Source organism: Rhodovulum sp. DZ06, assembly GCF_050586345.1.
GTDB lineage: Bacteria > Pseudomonadota > Alphaproteobacteria > Rhodobacterales > Rhodobacteraceae > JBOCEF01.
In genome coordinates, this window is the sequence record NZ_JBOCEF010000016.1 from 37244 (window position 1) to 54502 (window position 17259).

16 protein-coding genes and 1 tRNA gene are annotated in these 17259 nt (G+C 72.2%); 6 read left to right on the plus strand and 11 right to left on the minus strand.

The window, feature by feature from the left end:
• Window positions 1-21: 21 nt before the first annotated feature.
• From cimA to ACQ5SO_RS09335, 3 genes are all read right to left on the minus strand, one after another.
• Complete coding sequence (gene cimA, locus ACQ5SO_RS09325; protein WP_430941319.1) at window positions 22-1653, minus strand: citramalate synthase; 1632 nt, start codon at window positions 1651-1653, stop codon at window positions 22-24.
• Window positions 1653-3056, minus strand: a complete 1404-nt coding sequence (cysS, locus tag ACQ5SO_RS09330; protein ID WP_430941320.1) for a cysteine--tRNA ligase — start codon at window positions 3054-3056, stop codon at window positions 1653-1655. Before cysS ends, cimA begins: the two co-directional genes overlap by 1 nt.
• 202 nt (window positions 3057-3258) lie before the next feature.
• Window positions 3259-4107: a metallophosphoesterase family protein gene (locus ACQ5SO_RS09335; protein ID WP_430941321.1), complete on the minus strand. Its 849-nt coding sequence runs from the start codon at window positions 4105-4107 to the stop codon at window positions 3259-3261.
• Between the two features lie 341 nt (window positions 4108-4448).
• Here ACQ5SO_RS09335 and ACQ5SO_RS09340 point away from each other — a divergent pair, with 341 nt between their 5' ends.
• Entirely contained in the window at window positions 4449-5768 is a 1320-nt protein-coding gene (locus tag ACQ5SO_RS09340; protein ID WP_430941322.1) for an HlyC/CorC family transporter, read from the plus strand.
• A gap of 101 nt (window positions 5769-5869) precedes the next feature.
• On the opposite strand, the gene ACQ5SO_RS09345 is transcribed toward ACQ5SO_RS09340, so the two are convergent.
• Window positions 5870-6445: an invasion associated locus B family protein gene (locus ACQ5SO_RS09345; protein ID WP_430941323.1), complete on the minus strand. Its 576-nt coding sequence runs from the start codon at window positions 6443-6445 to the stop codon at window positions 5870-5872.
• A gap of 59 nt (window positions 6446-6504) precedes the next feature.
• Complete coding sequence (locus ACQ5SO_RS09350) at window positions 6505-7479, minus strand: VPLPA-CTERM sorting domain-containing protein (RefSeq protein WP_430941324.1); 975 nt, start codon at window positions 7477-7479, stop codon at window positions 6505-6507.
• Window positions 7480-7761: 282 nt separating this feature from the next.
• Here ACQ5SO_RS09350 and ACQ5SO_RS09355 point away from each other — a divergent pair, with 282 nt between their 5' ends.
• Both ACQ5SO_RS09355 and ACQ5SO_RS09360 read left to right on the plus strand, forming a co-directional pair.
• Entirely contained in the window at window positions 7762-8958 is a 1197-nt protein-coding gene (locus tag ACQ5SO_RS09355; RefSeq protein WP_430941325.1) for a pyridoxal phosphate-dependent aminotransferase, read from the plus strand.
• 148 nt (window positions 8959-9106) lie between these two features.
• A complete protein-coding gene (locus ACQ5SO_RS09360) occupies window positions 9107-9724 on the plus strand; it encodes a response regulator transcription factor (RefSeq protein ID WP_430941326.1) in 618 nt (205 codons plus the stop codon).
• A 205-nt stretch (window positions 9725-9929) separates the two neighbouring features.
• On the opposite strand, the gene ACQ5SO_RS09365 is transcribed toward ACQ5SO_RS09360, so the two are convergent.
• Both ACQ5SO_RS09365 and ACQ5SO_RS09370 read right to left on the minus strand, forming a co-directional pair.
• Window positions 9930-10541 carry a VPLPA-CTERM sorting domain-containing protein gene (locus tag ACQ5SO_RS09365; RefSeq protein WP_430941327.1) on the minus strand — a complete coding sequence of 204 codons (612 nt, stop codon included), beginning with the start codon at window positions 10539-10541 and terminating at the stop codon, window positions 9930-9932.
• Window positions 10542-10663: 122 nt separating this feature from the next.
• Window positions 10664-10738 (minus strand) — tRNA-Gly (locus tag ACQ5SO_RS09370).
• Between the two features lie 252 nt (window positions 10739-10990).
• Here ACQ5SO_RS09370 and ACQ5SO_RS09375 point away from each other — a divergent pair.
• Window positions 10991-11938 (plus strand): radical SAM protein, encoded by a 948-nt coding sequence (locus tag ACQ5SO_RS09375; protein ID WP_430941328.1) that lies wholly within the window; start codon window positions 10991-10993, stop codon window positions 11936-11938.
• Window positions 11939-12024: 86 nt separating this feature from the next.
• On the opposite strand, the gene ACQ5SO_RS09380 is transcribed toward ACQ5SO_RS09375, so the two are convergent.
• The 3 genes from ACQ5SO_RS09380 to ACQ5SO_RS09390 all read right to left on the minus strand — a co-directional run bounded on the left by ACQ5SO_RS09380 (window position 12025) and on the right by ACQ5SO_RS09390 (window position 14952).
• On the minus strand, window positions 12025-12831 hold the full coding sequence (locus ACQ5SO_RS09380; protein WP_430941329.1) for a VPLPA-CTERM sorting domain-containing protein: 807 nt from the start codon (window positions 12829-12831) through the stop codon (window positions 12025-12027).
• Window positions 12832-13153: 322 nt separating this feature from the next.
• A complete protein-coding gene (gene aroB / locus ACQ5SO_RS09385; protein ID WP_430941330.1) occupies window positions 13154-14275 on the minus strand; it encodes a 3-dehydroquinate synthase in 1122 nt (373 codons plus the stop codon).
• Window positions 14276-14313: 38 nt separating this feature from the next.
• Entirely contained in the window at window positions 14314-14952 is a 639-nt protein-coding gene (locus ACQ5SO_RS09390) for a shikimate kinase (RefSeq protein WP_430941331.1), read from the minus strand.
• Between the two features lie 278 nt (window positions 14953-15230).
• Here ACQ5SO_RS09390 and ACQ5SO_RS09395 point away from each other — a divergent pair, with 278 nt between their 5' ends.
• Window positions 15231-15368, plus strand: a complete 138-nt coding sequence (locus tag ACQ5SO_RS09395; RefSeq protein ID WP_430941332.1) for a hypothetical protein — start codon at window positions 15231-15233, stop codon at window positions 15366-15368.
• Window positions 15369-15377: 9 nt separating this feature from the next.
• Window positions 15378-16295 carry a tyrosine recombinase gene (locus ACQ5SO_RS09400; RefSeq protein WP_430941333.1) on the plus strand — a complete coding sequence of 306 codons (918 nt, stop codon included), beginning with the start codon at window positions 15378-15380 and terminating at the stop codon, window positions 16293-16295.
• Here the strand turns inward: ACQ5SO_RS09400 and ACQ5SO_RS09405 are convergent.
• Complete coding sequence (locus ACQ5SO_RS09405) at window positions 16292-17083, minus strand: hypothetical protein (protein WP_430941334.1); 792 nt, start codon at window positions 17081-17083, stop codon at window positions 16292-16294. The two genes, ACQ5SO_RS09400 and ACQ5SO_RS09405, sit on opposite strands and share 4 nt — an antisense overlap.
• Between the last annotated feature and the right edge of the window lie 176 nt (window positions 17084-17259).

The window sequence follows — 17259 nt, forward strand, 5'->3', positions numbered from 1 at the left end:
CGGCCCGTCAGTCCCGGCCCGTCAGTCGCGATCCGGCTCGGCCCCGTCGCGGACCAGCTTCCAGATGATGCCGTCATGCAGCGCCTGGAAGCTCGCGTCGACGATGTTTTCCGACACGCCGACGGTGGTCCAGCGGCGCCGCTCGCCATCCATGAAGTCGATGGTCACGCGGGTCTTCGCCTCGGTGCCGGTGCCGGTGATGCGCACCTTGAAGTCCACCAGCTTCATGTCGTCGACATAGGGCTGGTAGCGCCCGAGGTCCCGCTGCACGGCGCGCGACAGCGCGTTGACCGGGCCCTGGTCGCGGCCGGTGTCGGGGTCATGGGATTCCGAGACCGACAGCAGCCGCTCGCCATCCACCCGGGCCGAGACGACAGCCTCGGAGACGGTGATCCGCTCGCCCTTGGCGTTGGTGCGCCGCTCCACCATCACGCGGTAGCGCTCGATCTCGAAATAGGTCGGCAGCACGCCCAGCGCCCGGCGGGCGAGCAGCTCGAAGCTCGCCTGCGCGCCGTCATAGGCGAAGCCCTCGTCCTCGCGCTGCTTCACGCTCTCGAGGATCCGCGGCAGGCGCTTGTCCTTCGGATCGACGTCGAGGCCCATATCCGCAAGCCGCCCGCGCAGGTTCGACAGCCCCGCCTGGTTGGACATCGGCACCACGCGCTCATTGCCCACCACCTCCGGCGGGATGTGCTCGTACGTCGTCGGGTCCTTGAGGATGGCCGAGGCGTGCAGCCCCGCCTTGTGGGTGAAGGCCGCCGCGCCGACATAGGGCGCGTGCCGGTTGGGCGTGCGGTTGAGGATGTCGTCGAGCATCCGCGAAGTCTTCAGCAGCTTCGCGAGGTTGGCTTCCTCCACCCCCGTCTCGAAGCGCGAGCGGTAGGGTTCCTTCAGCAGCAGCGTCGGGATCAGCGAGACGAGGTTGGCGTTGCCGCAACGCTCGCCCAGCCCGTTGAGCGTGCCCTGCACCTGCCGCGCGCCTGCATCCACCGCGGCGAGGGAGCCCGCCACCGCCAGCCCCATGTCGTCATGGCAGTGGATGCCGAGCTGGCCCCCGGGCACCACGCGCAGCACGTCGGTGACGATCTCGTGGATCTCGGAGGGCAGCGTGCCGCCATTGGTGTCGCAGAGCACCACCCAGCGCGCGCCGCCTTCCAGCGCGGCCTCGAGGCAGGAAAGCGCGTAGCCCCGGTTCGCCTTGTAGCCGTCGAAGAAGTGTTCCGCGTCGAACAGCGGCTCGCGCCCGAGGCCCTTGAGGTGGGAGATGCTGTCGGCGATGGCGGCGACGTTCTCCTCCAGCTCCACGCCCAGCGCGGTGCGCACGTGGAAGTCATGGGTCTTGCCGACAAGGCACACCGCGGGCGTGTTCGCGTTGATGACCCCCGCCAGCACCTCGTCATTCGCCGCCGAGCGCCCGACGCGCTTGGTCATGCCGAAGGCGGTGAAGGTGGCGCGGGAGAGGGTCGGCGCGTTGTCGAAGAAGTCGCTGTCCGTCGGGTTCGCCCCCGGCCAGCCGCCTTCCACGTAATCGATGCCGAGATCGTCGAGCGCCTTCGCGATGCGGGTCTTGTCATCGGCGGAGAAATCGACCCCCGCGGTCTGCTGACCGTCGCGCAGGGTGGTGTCGAACAGGAAGAGGCGTTCGCGGGACATCACAGCCCCTCCAGCTTGGCCGCGTCGAAGGACGCGGAGAGAGTGAATTCGGCGCCCTGCGCCGTGTCCTTGACCTCGACGCCCGCGGCGGCGAGGCCGTCGCGGATCGCGTCGGCGCGGGCGAAGTCCTTGGCCTTCTTGGCCGCCGCGCGCTCATCCAGAAGCGCCTGGATGCGGGCCGCGTCGCCCCCTTCCGCCTCGGGGGCCTTCTCCCAGCCGCCGAGCTCCGGCGTCAGCAGGCCCATGAGGTTGGCCGAGGCCAGCAGCGTCGGCGCGTCGCCTTCGCCCGCGAGGCGGTGAAGCTCGGCGATGGCCTTGGGGGTGTTCAGGTCATCGGCCAGCGCGGCGATCACCGCCGGGTCGGGGGTTCCGGGGGTCGCGCCCTCGGTCACCTTGCGCCAGCGGCGCAGCGCCTTCTCGCAATCCTCGGCCAGGCGGTCGGTCCAGTCGAGCTCGCCCCGGTACTGGGTCGAGAGCAGCGCGAGGCGGATCACCTCGCCCGGCACATGCTCGCGCAGGTCGTAGACGGTGGTGAAATTGCCGAGCGACTTGGACATCTTCTGCCCGCCGATGCGGATCATGCCGTTATGCAGCCACACCCGGGCGAAGCCGCTGCCGGGGGTGGCGCAGCAGCTCTGGGCGATCTCGTTCTCGTGGTGTGGGAACATCAGGTCCGAGCCGCCGCCATGGATGTCGAAATCCGCCCCCAGCGCGTCCTCGGACATGGCCGAGCACTCGATATGCCAGCCCGGACGCCCGCGGCCCCAGGGGCTGTCCCAGCCCTGCTGCTCGGGGGCGGAGGGCTTCCACAGCACGAAGTCCATCGGGTTCTTCTTGTAGGGCGCCACTTCCACGCGGGCGCCGGCGATCATGTCCTCGACCGAACGACCCGAGAGCTTGCCGTAATCGCCATAGCTGTCGACCGAGAACAGCACGTGCCCCTCGGCGGCATAGGCGTGGCCCGAGGCGATGAGGCGCTCGATCATCGCCTGCATCTGCGCGATGTATTCCGTGGCCCGCGGCTGGGCGTCGGGGGGAAGGTTGCCGACGGCGGCCATGTCCTCCTGGTACCAGGCGCAGGTCTCGGCGGTGATCTCCTCGATCGGGACGCCGCGCTCCTCGGCGCGGGCCATGATCTTGTCGTCCACGTCGGTGATGTTGCGCACGTATTTGACGTGGCTCTCGCCATAGACATGGCGCAGCAGGCGGTAGAGCACGTCGAAGGCCACCGCGGGCCGCGCATTGCCGATATGGGCGCGGTCATAGACGGTCGGCCCGCAGACATACATGCGCACCATGCGCTCGCCCTCGGGAATGCCCGAGCCGTCCTGCCAGTCGAGCGGAATGAAGGCGGCCTTCGTTCCGGTCAGCGAGTTGCGCAGCGAGATGGGATGGTCGGTCATGTGGAGAGTCCCCGAATGGCGGGCGCCCCCGCGGCGGGTCTCTCAGGTCTGTGCTTTGGGCATGAGGAGACGACGCCGCGACGGTATGTCAGCGGATAATGCAGATCCCGGAGATGGCGATCATGTTCGTCATGGGCCGGGGTTGTGCCCGATGGGGGCGGCGAGGGCAAGCGGAAAGCGGCGGGCGGGCGCGCGAGGGGGGTCAGGCCGCGCCCTCGCCCGGCAGGCGGCGGAAGGCCGGGGGCAGCGTGTCCTCGGACGGCCACCAGCCCGAGCGCAGCGCGTCGGCATAGCCCTGCGGGAGGCCCGCCGCCTCCATGTCCCGCGCGGCGGCGTCATGGTCATAGGACAGGCGGTGGAGGGTGATGCGCCCCGCCGCATCGATCCGCGCATATTGCGTGCGCGGATCGCCGTCATGGGGCGGCAGGCCGATGGCCCCGGCGTTGAGCCACCGAAGCTCCCGCCGCGGGGTGATGCGCCGGTCATGGGCGATCCCGCAATGCCCCGCCAGCACCCGGTCCACCGGGCCGCCCGTGTCCGTTTCCAGCGCCTTGAACTCGGCCAGCAGTTCCACCGCCTTCGCGTTGGGCCAGATCCAGCCGTTCACCTGCCGCGCCGCGCCGTGGATCACCGCGACCCGCTGCCCGGCATGGGTGAAGACGGCGCGGTCCGGCAGGGCCCCGAGGAAGGCGCGCGCGCCCTCGTCCATCGCCGCGGTGCAGTGGGCGTGCCAGCGCGCGGCCATCAGGTCGCAGGCCGTCCCGTCCTCGAAATTGCAGCCGCAATCGAGCGCGCCCTCGGCCAGGCTCCGCTCCATGTTCCCGGCGATCATCCGCGGGCCCCAGTCGCGCAGCCGCGCCAGCGTGTCCCGCGGGTGGGCGCAATAGGCCAGCGCATCGCCGGTGAAGATGACGCGCGCGGGCGGGATGCCCTCGGCGCGCGCGAGCGCGATCAGCGCGTCGAGCGCGTGGCGGTTGGAATGGGCGCCGCCGAAGATCAGCAGCGGGCCGGAGATCTCGCCCCAGTCGGCGATGCGATCCTTCACCTGCATCTGCGGCCTCCCCTGTTCCAATCCCTTGCGGCGCGGGATGTTTCCAAAGGAGACATCCACCGCCGTCACCTGCCCCGTCAATGGCCCCGTCAATGGCCCGCCATCGCCCCGACGCCCTGCCCGACACCCTGCAAGCCGCCCTGCAAGCCGCCGCCGGACACCGCCGAACACCGCCGCCGGACGGCGCCGCGCCCGCCGCGACGGGCGCCGGGCCGCAATGTCACCAGCGGAAACATGCGCCCCGCGCGCCCCCGGCGCGGCTTCGCCCCATTGCCCGGGCGGGCGCGGGACCCCATAACACCCTCTCATACGACACGCGCCGCCCACGGAGCCACCGCCCAATGACCCCCGACGACGCCGCCACCGCCGCCACCGCCGCCCTCGACGCCACGGTGTTCTGGACCGGGGGCGCGATCCTGCTGCTGCTGATGCTCTCCGCCTTCTTCTCGGGATCCGAGACCGCGCTCACCGCCTCCTCGCGCGCCAAGCTGCACGGGCTCGCCGACAAGGGGGACGAACGCGCCGCCACCGCGCTGCGCCTGACCGAGGATGGCGAGCGCCTGATCGGCGCCATCCTGCTGGGCAACAACCTCGTCAACATCCTCGCCGCCTCGCTGGCGACGTCGCTGTTCACGGCCCTGTTCGGCGAATCCGGCGTGGCGCTGGCCACGCTGGTGATGACCGTCCTCGTGCTGGTCTTCGCCGAGGTCACGCCCAAGACCTATGCCATCACCACGCCCGAGGCCGCCGCCACCCGCGTCGCCCGCCCCATCAGCCTGGTGGTCAGGGTCCTCGCCCCCGTGGTCGCCGCCGTCGGCGCCTTCGTGCGCCTGCTCTTGCGCGCCGTCGGCGTCAAGGCCGACCCCGACGCGCGCGTGCTGGCGCACGAGGAGATCAAGGGCGCGATCGACCTGCATCACTCGGAAGGCGCGGTGGAGAAGGACGACCGCGACCGGCTCCTCGCCGCGCTCGACCTGCGCCACCGCGAGGTGTCCGAGGTGATGGCCCACCGGTCCGTGATCGAGAGCGTCGACGTGGACCTCCCCCCGCGCGAGATCCTCGCCTTCTGCCTCGCCTCCACCTACACGCGCATCCCGGTCTGGAAGGACGAGCCCGAGAACATCGTCGGGGTCCTGCACGCCAAGGACCTGCTGCGCGCCGTGCAGAAGGTCAACGAGACCGAGGGCTGGGAGGGGATCGACCACCTGAGCGTCGCCGAGATCGCGATGGAGCCGTGGTTCGTGCCCGACACCACATCGCTTGACGACCAGATGCGCGCCTTCCTGCAGCGCCGCTCCCACTTCGCGCTGGTGGTGGACGAATATGGCGACCTGCAGGGCCTGCTGACGCTCGAGGACATCCTCGAGGAGATCGTCGGCGACATCGCGGACGAGCACGACGCCCAGGTCGAGGGGATGGAGCGCGAGAGCGACGGCAGCGTCTCGGCGGACGGCTGGATGACGATCCGCGACCTCAACCGCGCCTGCGACTGGTCGCTGCCGGACGAGGAGGCGAACACGCTGGCGGGCCTGGTGATCCACGAGGCGCAGGCGATCCCCAGCGCCGGGCAGATCTTCAGCTTCCACGGCTTCCGCTTCGAGGTGCTGGAGCGCAAGCGCAACCAGATCACCAAGCTGCGGGTCAAGCGGCTGGAGGAGTGACGGGCGCCGCCCTGCGGCCCCTCTCGCCCCCGCCCGACCCGCGAAAAACCCCGCCCGGGCGCGTCCCGGGCGGGGTTTCGCTTTCGCGGCGCGCCCCGCGCCTAGTCGGGGCTGCGCTCGAAGAACAGCGGCCCGACGCCGTCGGCCGGGATCTCCATGCTCACCGTCGTCCCGTCGCCGAAGGCGATGACGTGGACCTCGACCTTGCGGACCGCGCGCAGCGCGGCGATCCCGGCGCGCGAGATGTCCGCCGCGGCGATGCAGCCGTCGGGAAAGCAGGTCTTGATCGGCAGGATCTCGGCCTGGCCGTCGATCAGCACCCGCACCCCCGGCTCGACCGCGATGCCGAGCGGCGTGCGGACCGTGGCGCGCACCCAGGGCGGGCGCACGCCCCCCTGCCGGGTGCGGGTGAAGGCGACGGTCCCCGCGAGGCGGCGCTGCAGCGCGTCCCGGTACTCGGCCTCGACGCTGCAGGTCTCGGCCGCGCACATCCGCCGCCAGCCGGCGCGCTCGGCGACCTCGGCCGGGGTCTGCCGGCGCTGGGCCTCGCCCGACTTGTTGAACAGGGACGCCCCCGCGCCCTGCGCGGCGGCGGGACGGTCGGGGGCGCAGACGAGAACGCCCGCCACGGCGGCGAGCAGCGCGGCCGCGCGGGCGGGACGAAGAAGGCTGGTCATGGAATGATCCCCGAAGCCGGGGGGCGCGCGGCCGGTCCGCCGCGCGCCCCCCGTCCGCGTCAGCCCTTGCGCCGGCGCGCGGCGCCGAGGGCCGCGAGGCCGGTCAGCATCAGCGCCGCGCCCGCGGGCAGCGGCACGTCCGACGGCGGCTGCGGGATGATCACCTCGCCGCCGACATCGGCGAAGGCGAAGATGAAGGTCTCACCTGCCGCATCCGAGGAGCCCTGGCCGTAGGAGGCCACCTCGGCCGCCACCGCGGCGAGGGCCGCGTCGGCATCGGCCTCGGTCGCCGCGGCGCCGTAGAAGATGTCGAAGGTGAAGGTCTCGTCCACGCCGAGGGCGCCGAAGCCAAAATCGAAGTTCGAGCCGTGGTCATCCGGGCCGAGATCGACGAAATCGCCGGTGCCGCCGAGCACCTGCTCGCTGCGGAAGGCGAACGGGTCGGAATCGACGAAGCCGTTGTCGACGGCGAGCAGCACGGTCGACGCCGCCGCGGTCCCGAAATGGGACACGAATTCATCGAACGTGTCGGGCTCGATGTCCCAGTCGAAGGTGCGGGTGTAGCGCAGGTCGTTGATCGCGACGCCAGAGGTGTTGGTGATCGACACCGACACGCGGTAGAGGTTCGGCGTCTCGGCCGCGGGCGCGAACTCATGCACGATCTGCAGCTCGCCGCTGGCCAGCGAGGTGGTCGAGGTCGCGGTGGAGGCCGTCGAGACGAAGCTGTCCAGCACCAGGTTCGAGACGCCGAAGTCGTTGTTGGCCGAACCCGACGCGCCGGTGTCGGCGATGCCGACGCCCCAGCCTTCGCACAGGCAGCCATGCGAGGTCGATTCGTTGCCCGTCGCCAGGTGGCGCAGGCCGACGGAGGTGGTCCCTTCGACCGGCGAGGCGACGCCGCCGGAGATGTTCAGCTGGCCGAAATCATCGACGCCCAGCTGCACGGTGCCGTTGTCGATGATCGCCGCGGCGTTGGCCGCGCCCGCGGCGAGGGTGAGCGCCGCGGCGGCCGCGACGGAGTGTTTGAAGGTCATGGAGCCCCCCATTTGAAATTTCGCGGCACACACGCAGCCGCACCAAAATAATTTACGCAAGGTAAAATACCAAACTCCGGATGAATGTCAGGTGTTTTTTAGCCATCCGCCGCCCGGGAGCGGGCCCGGGCGGGCGCCGCCCCACGCCGCGCCGGACGGCGCCGGCCGCGCGCCGCGGCGCCTTGCGCCCGGCCTCGGGTCGCGCGCACTCTGCAGGCGCGACTCGCGTCGCGCTTTCCCCCCGTGCCCGCCCGCGCCGCGCCGCCGTTCCAGGAGTCCGCCATGCCCGTCCCGTCCCAGCAGATCCGCTACATCCTCTCCGGCGGCGGCGACGGGTGGGAGATCCTGCACCGCGCCCGCCAGCTCGCCGCCGCGGGGGACCCGCCGCTGAACCTGTGCGTGGGCGAGCATGACGAGCCGACCCCGCCCGAGATCCTGGCCGCCATGGACGCCTCGGCCCGGGGCGGGCACACCGGCTATGCGGGCCTCGCCGGCACCCCGGGCCTGCGCCGCGCGCTGGCCGAGCGGGTGAGCGCGCGCCAGGGCGTTCCCGTCGGCCCGTCCAACATCGTCGTCACCGGCGGCGGCCAGGGGGCGCTGTTCTACGCGCTCAACGCCATGCTCGATCCCGGCGACGCGGCGGTGGTGATCGACCCCTATTACACCGTCTATCCCGGCACGATCCGCACCGCGGGCGGCGTGCCGCGCATCGCCCGCGCCCGGACCGAGAACGGGTTCCAGCCCGATTTCGCCACGCTCGACGCGGCCTGCGACGGCGCGAAGGCGCTGCTGGTCAACACCCCCAACAACCCCACCGGCGCGATCTACTCGGGCGAGACGCTGGAGATGATCGCCGAGATCTGCATCCGCCGCGACCTGTGGCTGATCTCGGACGAGGTCTATGACGGCATGTCCTTCGCCCGCCCGCACCGCTCGCCCGCCGCCCTGCCCGGCATGGCCGAGCGCACGGTGGTGGTCGGGTCGATGTCGAAAAGCTACGCCATGTGCGGCTTCCGCTGCGGCTGGGCCGCGGGGCCCGAGGGGCTGATCAAGCTGATGACGGACCTCGCGCTCAACGTCGCTTACGGCCAGCCCGGCTTCGTGATGGACGCGGCCGAGTTCGCGCTTGGCCGCCCGGATATCGAGGCGCGGATCTGCGGGACCTTCGCGCGGCGGCACGAGATCGCCCGCCGCGCGCTGGCCGGGGCGCAGGCGGCGCGGGCGGGGGCCTCGGACGGGGCGATGTACCTGATGATCGACATCCGGCCCACCGGCCTCTCGGGCCGGGACTTCGCGCGGCTGATGATCGAGGAGGAGCGCATCGCGGTGATGCCGGGCGAGAGCTTCGGCGAGGCCGCCGCGGGCCATGTGCGCGCGACGCTGACCCTGCCGGACGACCAGCTGCACACGGCGCTGACCCGGCTGGCCGAGGTGGCGGGGGACCTCGCCGCCGGGCGCCGCGCCGCGCCCGCCGCCTGAAGGGGCGCCCGCCCCCCCTTGCACGCCCCGGCGGCCCCCGCGGGGGGCGCCCCGCGCGCCCTCCGCATCGCCCGGGGTCCGCGTTGTCCCGCTGTTAAGCCCTTTGCGCCATCCTCCTGCGCGGATGGGTGAAAAAGGGACCTGAGGGATGAAGATCCTGATCGCGGATGATCACGACCTGGTGCGGGAGGCGCTCGGCTCCCTGATCGAGAAGGAGCCGGACCTCGAGGTCGACCATGCCGAGGATTTCGACGGCGCCCAGGCGCGGATCGACGCCGCCGGGCCGTTCGACCTGGTGCTGCTGGACTGGACCATGCCGGGGATGCGCGGGCTCGACGGGCTCGCCGACGCGATCCGGCTCAATGACGGCAAGCCCGTGGCGCTGATGTCCGGCACCGCCACGCGCAGCGTGGCCGAGGAGGCGCTGGCGGCGGGCGCCGCGGGCTTCCTGCCCAAGACCATGGCCTCGCGCTCCCTCGTCTCCGCCATCCGCTTCATGGCGATGGGCGAGCAGTTCGCCCCCGTGCAGTTCATGACGGAGAAAGAGCCCGAGCAAGCCGCCAGCCCCCTCGCCGCCAAACTGACGGAGCGGGAGCGGCAGGTGCTGGAGGGAATCTGCGCCGGCCAGTCGAACAAGGAGATCGCGCGCGATCTCGACCTGCAGGAGGTGACGGTGAAGCTTCACGTCAAGACCGCCTGCCGCAAGCTCGGGGCGCGCAACCGCACCCAGGCGGCGATGATCGCCAAGGATGAAGGGCTGGTCTGACCGGGCGCGGGGAGGGGGCGCGGGGCCTGCGCGACCCGGCGGCGCGCATCGCGGCGACGCAGGCGCCGGGCCGGGCCGGGCCGGGAGGCCCGCCCCCCCGAAAAGCAGTCGGCATCCCCGCCGGAATGCAGAAAAGGCCGCGCGACGCCCCGCGCGGCCTTTCGCATGTCTCGCGTCGCGCCCGCCTTGCGGCGCGGCGCGGGCCTCAGCCCCGGCGGCGGCGCAGGGCGACCAGCCCCCCGAGCCCCAGCGCCAGCAGCGGCGCGGCGGCGGGCAGCGGCACGTCGCTCAGCGCCTCGGCGGTCGAGCTGTAGGTGGCGATCTCCACCGACGTCCACCCGGCGGTCGACACCCGGAACTGCGAATTCACGCTGTTGTTGTTGTAGTCGAGCTCGAGATTGTTGCCGAACGGCGTGGTCGGGTTGACGTTGAAGGCGATGGCCAGCGCCTGCGGGAAGCTGGTGGTCGCGGCGGTGTTGTAGAGGTAGTGCAGGCCCCCATAGCCCGAGAACAGACCCGTCGCGACCTCGAACACCACCGGGAAGGTCCCGCCGTTGGTGTTCCAGTAGGGCGCGACGCCCGAGATCACCAGCGACCCGGTCGTGCCGTCGTCGAACTCGACCCACATGCCGATCCGGTCCGCCCCGGCGGTGTCGGCCGAGCCCCAGACGAAGTCGGGCATCTCGGCCGCCGCGGCCTCGGTGTCGAACCAGGTCTTCTCCATCCCCATGCCGGAGAGGGTGAGCGGCGCCGCGGAGGCCGATGCTGCGCCGAACGCCAGCGCGGCGGCGGCGATGAAAGATGCGATGCGGGTCATGAAAAGCGTCCCCTATTTCCCCAGAAGACGCGCACATTCACATGGAGTTCACCATTTCGCAAGCCTCGCGCGGGCGGGACCCCGCCCATGGGGCGGCGCAAATGCGAAAATGAGGGGAAAAGTGGAGCGGGTGATCGGGATCGAACCGACGACATTCAGCTTGGGAAGCTGACGTTCTACCACTGAACTACACCCGCGTCCGGGGCTGGAGATACGACGCCGCGCGGGGGGCGTCAAGCGGTGTCGCGCAGCAAAAGCGCAAAGATTTCCGCACCCCCCGCGCCCCGCCCCCCCTCGCGCCCGATGACGTCCCCGTGCGCGGCCCGCCCTGCGCATTGACCCGGGCCCCGCCCCCCGCGACAACGGGATCGTCCAGCCATCCGCCCGAGCCTTTCGCCCCAGCCTTTCGCCCAGCCTTCCGCCCCAGCCTTCCGACGGAGCCCGACCCGATGAACATCCAGACCCCGCCGCCCGCCGCCAAGTTCTCCGACCCCGAAATCACCGCGGGCGGCGAGGTCCGGGCCGAGGTGGCGCTGACCGGGCTGGAGACGCTGTGGTTCAACACCGGCACGCTCTGCAATATCGAGTGCACGCGCTGCTATATCGAAAGCTCGCCCACCAATGACCGGCTGGTCTACCTGAGCGCCGCCGAAACCGCCGCCTATCTCGACGAGGCCGAAGCCATGGGCGCCCCGCTGCGCGAGATCGGCTTCACCGGCGGCGAGCCGTTCATGAACCCCGAGATGATCGCGATGCTGGAGACCGCGCTGGCCCGGGGCTACGCGGTCCTGGTCCTGACCAACGCCATGCGCCCGATGATGCGCCCGCGGGTGCTGGCGGGGCTCGCGGACCTGGTGACCCGCTACGGCGACCGGCTGACCCTGCGCGTCAGCCTCGACCACCACGCGCCGTTCCACCATGACGAGGAACGCGGGGCGGGCGCCTTCGAGGCCTCGCTGGTCGGGATGCGCGCGCTGCGGGACATGGGCGCCAGGATGGCCGTCGCGGGCCGCACCATCTGGGGCGAGTCGCTCGAGGACGCGCGCCGGGGCTATGCCGCGCTGTTCGAGGCCGAGGGCTTCGCCATCGACGCCGCCGACCCCTCGGCGCTGGTGCTGTTCCCCGAGATGGACGAGGCCGGCGATCCGCCCGAGATCACCGAGAGCTGCTGGGGCATCCTGGACAAGTCCCCCGACAGCGTGATGTGCGCCAGCGCGCGGATGGTGGTGAAGCGCAAGGGCGCCGCGACGCCCACGGTCGCCGCCTGCACGCTGCTGCCCTATGCGCCGGAATTCGACCTCGGCGCCACGCTGGCCGAGGCGTCGCGGCCGGTGAAGCTCAACCACCCCCATTGCGCCACGTTCTGCGTGCTGGGCGGGGCGAGCTGTTCGGGCTGAAGCGCCCGCCGCCGCCGAACGCAACAAGGGCGCGCCCCGGCCCGGGGCGCGCCCTTCTTTCGTCCCGCGGACCGGGTCAGTCCGTGTCAGCCCTTGCGGCGGCGGCGGCGCAGCAGCGCCAGCCCCCCGAGGCCCGAGAGCAGCAGCGGCGCGGCGGCCGGGTCCGGCACGTCGGTGATCACCGACAGGTTGGCGCTGCCATAGAACGAGATGTGCGAGATCTCACCCCCGTCGAAGGGCGTGGTGTAATAGACGTATTCCGGCAGGCTGGGGATGTCGGTCACCAGGTACATGTAGAAATAGTCCTGCGCCTTCATCAGCAGCACGATGTTGTCATGGACCAGCCGCGCCGCTTCCGAGATGCGGAAATAGCCCGCCGTGCCGTCCGCCTCGGGGTCGGGCGTGTCGAGATAGTCCTGCACCACGATCTGGTCCGACCAGTTGCCGCCCCCCGGCCCGGCGAAGGCGCTGTCGCCGTCGATCCCGGCGTCGCCGTCGCGGTCCGTGGTGATGCCGCCGGCCACCTGGTACTTGGTCAGGAACACCCAGTCGGTGTCGACCAGGGACCCGCCGAAGGCGTCCGGCGCGTTCAGGTCGGTCTCGGTGTCGCCGATATTGCCGTCGCTGAGGTAAACCTCGCAGAGCGGGCTGCCGTCTTCGAGCGTCAGCCCCGCGTCGGAGTAGATGTCGACATGGGTTCCCGCGGCCGTGTTCGAATACTGGGGAACGCCCCGGTTCTTGCCCTTGGTCGGCGTGTAGCTGACGCCGGTGGTGCAGGAGGCCGCCGCGGCCGCGGTCGCCGAGAGGCCGGTGGCGGCCCCCCCGACCCCGAGGCCGATGGACAGCGCGACGAAACAGGCGGACAGGCGGCGGCGGAAAAGCGACGCGGGCATGTGGAACGCTCCCGAAAAATCGGGTCCCCGGCCCCGGGCGCCCACGCCGAAGGGCGCGGGATGGCGGGGACCCGAAGGCTCGACGAACTGAAAACCGATGCGCCGCACGGTCGGCGCTTGAGATGAACGTTACCTGAATCCGCCGGTCATTTCCACCGGAACGCGAACCGGCGGCCCCCCGCCTCAAGCGATGCCTGCAAGCGGTTGATCGCGCGCAATAAAGACCCCCGGGGCGCCGCCGGGGACGCCCCGGGGCTGCGAAACAGTCCACCGCGAATCGATTCGAACGGCGCCGGATCCGCACCCGGGCCCGCGGCGGGCCTCAGCGCGCCGCCAGCCCCTCTGCCAGCGCCTGGCGGACCACCGACAGGTCGGCGTCACGGGTCACGAAGGCCTCGCCGATGGCGCGGGCGAGGATGAAGGTGATCTGCCCCGCCTTCACCTTCTTGTCCTGGCGCATCAGCTCGATCAGACCATCGGCATCCGGCAACGCGCCCGGGATGTCGCGCAGCGCCCCCTTCATGCCCATGGACGCGAGGTGCGCGGCGACGCGGCTGGGGGCCTCCTGGCTGCACAGGCCCAGCCGGGCCGAGACGTCGAAGGCGAGCTGGCAGCCGATCGCCACTCCCTCGCCATGCGCCAGCCGGTCGGAATAGCCGGTAGCAGCCTCCAGCGCGTGGCCGAAGGTATGCCCGAGGTTGAGGAGCGCGCGGTCCCCTTTCTCGGTCTCGTCACGGGCGACGATCTCGGCCTTCATCTCGACGCTGCGGCGCACGGCATGAAGGCGCGCGGCCCGGTCCCCGGCTTTCAGCGCGGGGCCGTTCGCCTCGAGCCATTCGAAGAAGGCGGCGTCGCCGAGCAGCCCGTATTTGACCACCTCGCCATAGCCCGAGATCAGCTGGCGTTCGGGCAGCGCGTCGAGCACGTCGAGATCGGCCAGCACCAGCTTGGGCTGGTGGAAGGCGCCGACCAGGTTCTTGCCCTGGGGCGCGTTCACCCCGGTCTTGCCGCCGACCGAGCTGTCGACCTGCGCCAAGAGCGAGGTGGGGATCTGCACGAAGCCGACGCCGCGGCGCAGGATGGCGGCGGCGAAGCCCACGAGGTCGCCGATCACGCCGCCGCCGAAGGCGATCACGAGGTCGTCGCGCTCGACCTTGCGGTCCAGCAGCCATTCGACGGTGCAGCCAAGGTCGGCCCAGTTCTTGGTCGCTTCGCCCGCCGGCAGCACCAGCGCCTCGGAGGCGATCCCGGCGGCCGAAAGCCCCGCCTGCAGCCTGGGCAGGTGCTGGGCCACGTGTTCGTCGGTGACGATCGAGACCGCCGGGCGCGGCAGCATCGGCGCGACCAGGGCGCCGGCCTCGGCCAGCAGCCCCTCGCCGATCTCGACATCATAGGCGCGGTCCCCGAGGGGCACGTGGACGCGGGCGCGAAGGGGGGCGGTCATGGGGACATCCTCGGGATCAGGGGCGCGCCGGGGCGCGGTCACTCCGGCGGCGCAAGGCAGCCGCCATGGGCGTCGAGCCCGGCGATGATGCGGGCGGCGACTTCCTCGTGGCGGTCATTGGGGCGGCTTTCGACGCAGACATCCGCCTCGGCGTAGACCGGGTAGCGCACGCGCATCAGCTCGGCCAGGATCTCGCGCGGGTCGCCGCGGGACAGCAGCGGGCGGTTGGCGCGGCGCGAGGTGCGCTCGACCAGGGTGTCGAGCTCGGCCCGCAGCCAGACCGAGGCCGCGCGCTCCTTCACCAGGGCGCGGGTCAGGTCGTTCATGAAGGCGCCGCCGCCGGTGGCGATGACGCGCGGGCCGGCCTCGATCAGCCGGGCGATGACGCGGCGCTCGCCCTCGCGGAAGGCGGGCTCGCCCATGCTCTCGAAGATCTCGGGGATGGTCATGGCGGCGGCGGCCTCGACCTCGTCGTCGCTGTCGACGAAGGGGGCGCCGAGCGCATCGGCCAGGCGCCGTCCGACCGAGCTCTTGCCGCAGCCCATCAGCCCGACGAGGACCACGGGGCGCAGCAGGCGGCGGCGCGGGATCGGGGCCGGATCGGCGTCCCCGGCCGCGGCGGCGGCGGCCTCGGCGGCGGTCTCTTGCGCGGCCCCGGGGGCCTGTTCGCTGGTCATGGCGCGCCCTCCCCCCTCCTGGTCTGCGCGGCGCGGCCGCGTGGCCTGCGCCCGCCGGGCGGAACGGGTTTACGGCCTCGCGCGCGCGGCTGCAATCGGCGAGGCGCCCCACCCGACGTCGAAGCGATCCGGCGCCCGGGGGGGGCGGGCGGCGCGGGCCGCCCTGCCGCGTTGCGGCGCGGCGCCATGGCGGATAGGGTGCGCCCCTGTCCCGCGACGCCGCGGCCGCCCCCCGGCCCCGGCGCGCCAGAGCCACGGAAAGCCGAGGAGCTCCACCCATGGGCCGCGTGCTCAAATACTTGTTCTATCTCGTGATTCTTGGCCTTGCGGCGCTGGCGATCTTCGCCGCCGTCGCCGATCTTCCGCCCCCCACGGCCGAGGTCGAGGTGGTGGCCCCCGACCCGACCGCGGACTGAGGCCGGGCCATGTCCGGGGCCGCGCGCATCGACGGCTTCCTTGACGCCATGGCGGCCGAACGGGGTGCGGCGGCGAACACGCTGGCCGCCTATCGCCGCGACCTCGAGGATTTCGCCGCCCATGTCGGGCGCGATTTCCACGACGCGGACCGCGCCGATATCGAGGGCTATCTCGCCGCGCTGGAAGCCGCGGGGCTGAGCCGCGCCACCCGCGCGCGGCGGCTGTCCTCGATCCGCGGCTTCTTCGCCTTCCAGATGTCCGAGGGCTGGCGCGGCGACGACCCGGCGCAGCGGCTGACCGGCCCGGCCCCGAAGCGGGGCCTGCCGAAAGCGCTGACCGAGGAGGAGGTGAGCCGCCTCCTGGCCGCCGCCGAGCCGGGTCCGGAGGCGAAACCCACGGCGCTGCGCCGGTTCTGCCTGGTGCAGCTGCTCTATGCCGGGGGGCTGCGCGCGTCCGAGCTGGTGGACCTGCCGGTCTCCGCCGCAAGGGGCGATCCGCGGATGATCCTGGTGCGCGGCAAGGGGGACAAGGAGCGGATGGTCCCCCTCTCGCCCCCCGCCCGCGCGGCGCTGGCGGCCTGGCTTGCGGCGCGCGACGCCGGGGATGCGGCGAAGGTGAAGGCGGGGGCGAAACCCTCGCCCTGGCTGTTCCCGTCGCGCGGGGCGGGCGGGCGGCTGACCCGCGCGCGGCTCTGGCAGATCCTGAAGGAGCTCTCGGTCCAGGCGGGGATCTCGCCCGCCAAGGTCTCGCCCCACGTGCTGCGCCACGCCTTCGCCACGCACCTGCTGGCGAACGGCGCGGACCTGCGGGCGATCCAGGCGATGCTCGGCCATGCGGACCTGTCGACGACCGAGATCTACGCCCATGTCCTCGATGCGCGGCTGAAGGACCTGGTGCTGACCGCGCACCCGCTGGCGAAGGGCTAGGCGGCGGCGGCGCGGCGGCGGGCGGCGAGGGCGGCCAGCGCCGCGGCGCCGGTGGCCAGCAGCGGCAGCGCGGCGGGCGCCGGGATCACCGCCACCTCGCGCGTGCGGTCTTCCTCGAGCCTCAGCATCGCCACCTCGACCTCGAGGCTCAGCCCCCCGAGATTGTCGGATTTCAGCCAGTCGTCATTCCAGAAGCTGACCGTCTCGGCGCTCAGCAGGGTGAAGACCAGCGGCTCGAACTCCGCGGCGGCGAGGCCCGCGTCGGCGTAGCGCCCCGAGCCGACGCGCACGGTCCCCAGCCCGGCCGAGCCATAGGCGAATTCGGTCAGCCAGCCCTTGCTGCACCCCGCGCCGCCCGCGTCGCAGCCCTCGACCGCGCCGTTCCAGGCGTTCCAGGCGGTGAAGGCCCCGCCCTCGGCCAGCGATATGGTCCAGGTCCCGGCCCCGAGGGCGAGGCTGACGGCCGAGTCGGCGCCGGTGGTGCGCGCATCGATGTCGACGCGCAGGGGGTCCGCGGGCATGGAGGCGGCGTTGGCGACGCCCGGAACCAGCGCCAGCGCCAGCGCCAGGGCGGCGCGGCGCAGGGCCCCGCGCAGGGGCGCGGCGACCTCGGACGCGGCGTCCGAGGGGCGCAGGCGGCGGAAGCGCGCCGGGTCGAACCCCTCGCGCAACCCGCGGCGGGCGGCGCGGCGCGGCGCAGGGGCGCTCGACCCCCGGGCGTGCATCATACCCCCCGCGACGGCGGGCGCGCCGGGGGCGGCAGGCGACAGCCGGGCGAATTCGGGCATGGGTCGGAACCTCCGGGACCAGGGATGCTGAGCCCCCTGCCTGCGCCGAAATTCTGAACCGTTTCTGAAGTTAAGGATGATTGCGCGGGGACGCGGGTTCACGGCCCGCTTCGCCTCCGCGGCGCAGGCGCAAGCGGGCCTTGCGTAATCCGCCGCCCCGCGGGTTCTGAAGAAAA